The sequence below is a fragment of the Arthrobacter sp. 35/47 genome (assembly GCF_000520475.1).
Classification (GTDB): domain Bacteria; phylum Actinomycetota; class Actinomycetes; order Actinomycetales; family Micrococcaceae; genus Arthrobacter_D; species Arthrobacter_D subterraneus.
On sequence record NZ_KI914620.1, the window covers coordinates 17100 to 22199 of the forward strand.

4 protein-coding genes are annotated in these 5100 nt (G+C 68.5%); 3 read left to right on the plus strand and 1 reads right to left on the minus strand.

Annotated elements, in window-relative coordinates:
• From X803_RS20730 to mgrA, 3 genes are all read left to right on the plus strand, one after another.
• On the plus strand, nt 1-1245 hold a 1245-nt coding region (locus X803_RS20730), incomplete at its 5' end, for a DUF3459 domain-containing protein (protein WP_035779523.1).
• Nucleotides 1246-1262: 17 nt separating this feature from the next.
• Nucleotides 1263-2834 (plus strand): FAD-dependent monooxygenase, encoded by a 1572-nt coding sequence (locus tag X803_RS0116230; protein ID WP_026545948.1) that lies wholly within the window; start codon nt 1263-1265, stop codon nt 2832-2834.
• A gap of 9 nt (nt 2835-2843) precedes the next feature.
• Nucleotides 2844-3890: an L-glyceraldehyde 3-phosphate reductase gene (gene mgrA, locus X803_RS0116235; RefSeq protein WP_026545949.1), complete on the plus strand. Its 1047-nt coding sequence runs from the start codon at nt 2844-2846 to the stop codon at nt 3888-3890.
• Between the two features lie 102 nt (nt 3891-3992).
• Here mgrA and X803_RS20735 read toward each other — a convergent pair.
• The coding region (locus tag X803_RS20735; protein WP_035779524.1) for a family 4 glycosyl hydrolase at nt 3993-5100 on the minus strand (1108 nt) is incomplete at its 5' end.

The following is a 5100-nucleotide window of genomic DNA, read 5'->3' on the forward strand; positions in this document are numbered from 1 at the left end:
TACCAGCGCTTCGTGGACGCCGCCCACCAGCACGGGCTCGGCGTCATCCAGGACGTTGTCTACAACCACCTCGGGCCCAGCGGAAACTACATCACGCAGTTTGCGCCCTATCTGACCGAGGGCAAGGCCAACACCTGGGGTGACTCCCTGAACCTCGACGGGCCGGGCTCCGACGAGGTACGCCGCTACGTGATCGACAACCTCCTCATGTGGTTCCGCGACTTCCATGTAGACGGGCTGCGGCTCGATGCCGTGCACGCACTGCATGACGAACGCGCCATCCACATCCTCGAGGAGTTCGCCGTCGAGACCGACCGGTGCGCTGCGGAGCTGGGCAAGCCCCTGTTCCTGGTTGCCGAGTCCGACCTGAACAACCCGCGGCTCATCGCACCCCGCAGTGACGGCGGCTATGGGCTGGCGGGGCAGTGGAGCGATGACTTCCACCACGCCGCGCACGTCAACGTCACCGGTGAGACGGTGGGCTATTACGAGGACTTCGACTCGATCGGCGCCCTCGCCAAGGTGTACACGGAGGGCTTCTTCCACAACGGCACCTGGTCCTCCTTCCGCGAGCGCTCACACGGGCGTCCCATCGACCCGGCGAAGCACAACCTGCACCAGCTCGTGGTCTGCACCCAGAACCACGACCAGATCGGCAACCGTGCGGCGGGGGACCGGATCAGCGCAACGCTTCCTCCGGTGCAGCTGGCCCACGCCGCCGTCCTCAACCTCGCCGGTCCCTTCACGCCGATGCTGTTCATGGGCGAGGAATACGGTGCGGCCACGCCCTGGCCGTTCTTCACCTCCCACCCCGAACCGGAACTCGGCAAGGCAACCGCAGAGGGGCGCCTGCGGGAATTCGAGAAGATGGGCTGGGACCCGGACACGGTGCCCAATCCCCAGGATCCGGAGACCTTCGCCTCGGCGAAGCTCGACTGGAGCGAGCAGGAGCGGCCCGAACAGGCGCGGCTCCTGAACCTGTACCGGGACCTGATCGCGCTGCGCCGGGAGAACAAGGACCTTCACAACCCGGACTTCACCTCGGTGAGCGTTGACTTTGACGAGGATCAGCGGTGGCTGGTGCTGCACCGGGGAGGCACCGCCGTCGTCGTAAATTTCGCGGACGCCCAGCGGGAGGTTCCGGTAGCGGCAAGGAAGGTACTGCTCAGCACCGCCCCCGGTGAATCCATCGGGGACGGGACGGTCACCCTCCCGGCTCACGGAGCGGCGATCCTGAAGGTCTAGCGGAAGGTCAAGCCACCATGCGGGAGCTCAGCACGGATGTGCTCGTGGTCGGAGCCGGTCCCACCGGGCTGATGCTCGCCGCCTGGCTGGCGAAGCTCGGCGTTGCTGCTGTGGTGGTTGACGGCAAGGCGGGGCCCACCCGGGAATCGCGTGCTCTCGGCGTCCACTCGCGGAGCATGGAGATCTATGACCAGCTGGGCGTGGTGGACCGGGTTCTTGCGGAGGGATACCCTGCGGTCACCATCCGCCCCGGCTACGAGCGCCGGTCCTTCGGCGCCGTACCCATCGGCAGGTTCGGGACCGGACTGACTCCCTACCCCGGGCTTCACGTGCTGGAGCAGAGCAGGAACGAGCGCATCCTGCTGGACCGGCTGGAGGAGCTCGGCGGGGCGGTCGAGTGGGACCACGCGCTGGTCGGGCTGAGCACGGGCGGGCTTCCCGACGGGGATGGCCATCGGATCCGCGCGGAGTGCAGAGGACCCGGCGGCCCGCTGACGATCAGCGCGCGGTTCTGCGTGGGAGCGGACGGTGGATCCTCCGCGGTACGGAAGCTTTCCGGCATCCCGTTTGAAGGCCTCACCAATGAGCACACGTTCTATGTCGCGGACGTCCTGGGTGTCTCGGGTGTCGCCGGGGACAGCGTGAACCTGCGGTTCGGCGCCGAGGAGTTCCTGCTCGGGTTTCCCATGGGACCCGGAGGCCACCATCGGCTGCTCGGGGTCCTGCGGACCGCACCCGGCGAGGAAGTCCCTGAGTCACTCGCGCGGCAACGCCTGGCTACCGTTTTTGGCGTCACCTTCGCGGAGACCCTCTGGTTCTCGACCTACCGGATCCACCACCGCGTTGCGGCCCGCTTCCGGCAGGGCGGCGTCTTCCTCGCCGGCGACGCGGGGCACGTGCACTCGCCCGTCGGCGCTCAGGGAATGAACACCGGCCTGCAGGACGCCCACAACCTGGCGTTCAAGCTGGCCGACGTACTCCGGGGCCGCGCCTCGGAACGGCTGCTCGACCGCTACGAGGCGGAGCGGCGGCCGGTGGCGCTCCGCCTCGTGAACAGCACCGACCGTGCCTTCGCCCTGGTGACCTCCGACCACCGCCTTGCCCGCGCCGTCCGGCGCACGGCACCACGGCTGATTGCACCCGTAGCGATCCGGCTGCTTCCGCGACTCCCGATTGCGCCGCGCCTGTTCGGCTACCTCTCGCAGATCCGCATCCACTACTGGATAGGCGATCCCCGGACTGACGACGGCGTCCGCTCACCCGCAGTGCGCTCCCGCCGCAGACGGCGCGGCCGGGTGGTGGGAAGACGGCTGCCGTGGACCGGCCCCAATTTCGAGGCCCTGCGCACCGCCGTCTGGCAGGTCCACACCTACGGTGAGGTGGATGCGGAGGTGGCTGCCGCCGTCGGGCGCGCCCTGCAGGTTCCGGCACATTCCTTCCCTGCCGCGGACGGTAGGGGACTGGCGGAGGGATTCTGCTACCTCGTGCGCCCTGACGGGTTTGTTGCGGGTGCGGCGCCGCTGCACACCGCAGTGTCGCACCTGCGTTCCCTCCTGCCGGATCGGTGGCCACAGCACTCAGCCACCTAGGATGAAGTCATGACTTTCCACCCCGCGGACAACCGCTATGACACCATGCCGTATCGACGAGTTGGCCGCAGCGGCCTGCACCTGCCGGCCGTCTCGCTGGGCCTGTGGCACAACTTCGGTGATGACAAGCCGTTCGACGTGCAGCGGGCCATCCTGCGCCGGGCTTTTGACCTGGGCGTGAACCACTTCGACCTGGCGAACAACTACGGCCCGCCCTACGGTTCAGCGGAGACCAACTTCGGCCGCCACCTGAAGGACGACTTCCGTCCGTTCCGGGATGAACTCGTCATTTCCAGCAAGGCCGGCTATGACATGTGGCCGGGGCCCTACGGCAACTTCGGCTCACGCAAGTACCTGCTGGCCAGCCTCGACCAGTCGCTGAACCGCATGGGGCTGGACTACGTTGACATCTTCTACAGCCACCGCCCGGATCCGGAGACACCGCTCGAGGAGACCATGGGTGCACTGGACACCGCGGTGCGCTCGGGCCGGGCGCTCTACGCCGGAATTTCCTCGTATTCGCCGGAAAAGACGGCCGAGGCGGCCGCCATCCTCCGTGACCTTGGCACCCCGCTGCTGATCCACCAGCCCTCCTACTCCATGCTCAACCGGTGGGTGGAGAACGGTGAGCCGAACCTGCCGCAGGTGCTCGAGCAGGTTGGGGCCGGCTCCATCGCCTTCTCGCCGCTGGCGCAGGGCCTGCTGACCAGCAGGTACCTCGACGGCGTCCCGGAGGGCTCGCGCGCCGCGTCCAACAAGTCGCTCTCCGAGGACCACCTGTCCGAGGACAACCTCCGGCGCGTCCGTGGGCTGAACGGCATAGCGGAGTCCCGGGGGCAGACGCTTGCACAGATGGCCATCGCCTGGATCCTCCGCCCGCAGGGCAAGGGGTCGCCGATCACGTCCGCGCTGATCGGTGCATCAAGCGTGAAGCAGCTGGAGGACAGCGTCGGCGCCATCAGAAACCTGGACTTCAGCGAGAGCGAACTCCACGCGATCGACGAGTTCGCCGTGGAATCGGACATCAACCTGTGGGCCAAGGCGCTCGAGGCGTAAACCCCGGGAACTTTTGTGCAGGTCGGGTGACCCCCGGCGCGGCAGAGTCACCCGAGCTGCGCAAAACTTCCCGGTTGGAGCCCGCGCACGCGGCGTCCTCCCTTACCGCCAGAGGCCCGGCAGCCCGGGGAACGCCCTCTCATACCCGCGGAGCAGCCGCTGCGCCGTATGGCCCGAGTCGATCAGCGGATGCAGCGCGAACGCCCGGAGGGCGAGCGCGCGGTCGCCATGCACGACGGCGGCGATCACGTCCTGCTCCACCCCTGATACCAGCGACATCAGTCCGAGCTGGTGCGGTGTCGGGGTGCGGACGGCCAGCGCCTCGGCGCCCCGCCCGGTGACGCGTGCGGGGATCTCGACCACAGCGTCGGCGGGCAGTTGCGGGACGGCGCCGCCGTTACGCACGTTGAGGATCAGCTCGGCGGGCTCATCGCGGAGGAGGGCTCGCATCGCGGTGAGGGCAACCTGCTCGTACCCGCCGCCGGCGAGGTCGGCCTCGTCGCGGGTTTCCTCGGCGGTGCGGGCTTCGGCGAGGTAACCCTCCTCGCGGGCGCGCCGGGCGGACTCCCACACGGTGAAGGGCTCCTCCGCCGCGAGCAGCGAAGGGTACAGATCCGCCTGCTGCCGGACCAGGGACTCCCCGCGGGTTTCGGCTGCGGCTGCGATCGAGCGCCGCGCCTCGGCGTGGAAGTAGTAGTAGAACAGGTACTCGTTCGGCAGCACCCCGAGCATCTGCAGGAAGGGTGCACCGAAAACCCGCCCTTCCTCGAAGGAAGCCAGCCTGGCGGGGTTGGCGAGGAGCGCGGGCAGGAGGTCGCCGCCGTCGTACTTGATCCCCCGGAGCCAGCCCAGATGGTTCAGGCCCACGTAATCCACCCCGATCAGCGTGCCGAACGGCAGCGGCGCACCGGCGGCGAGGGAGGCCCGGCGGACCAGCCCCGAGGCGGAGTCGCAGATTCCGATGACCCGCCCGCCGAGCACCGGCTGGAGCGCCCCGGTGATGATTCCGGCGGGGTTGGTGAAGTTGATGACCCAGGCCTCCGGGCAGATGGTGCGGATCGATTCCCCGATCGTCAGCATCTCCGGGATGGACCGCAGTGCATAGGAGAGTCCGCCGGCGCCCACCGTCTCCTGGCCCAGGACGCCCTCGGCAATCGCAACCCGCTCATCGATCACGCGGCCGGCTGCGCCGCCGGGACGAATGGCAACG

What these genes read in the sequence shown, in the direction of transcription:
- X803_RS0116230 (WP_026545948.1), top strand. Translation starts at nt 1,263, where the DNA reads ATGCGGGAGCTCAGCACGGATGTGCTCGTGGTCGGAGCCGGTCCCACC.
- mgrA (WP_026545949.1), top strand. Translation starts at nt 2,844, where the DNA reads ATGACTTTCCACCCCGCGGACAACCGCTATGACACCATGCCGTATCGA.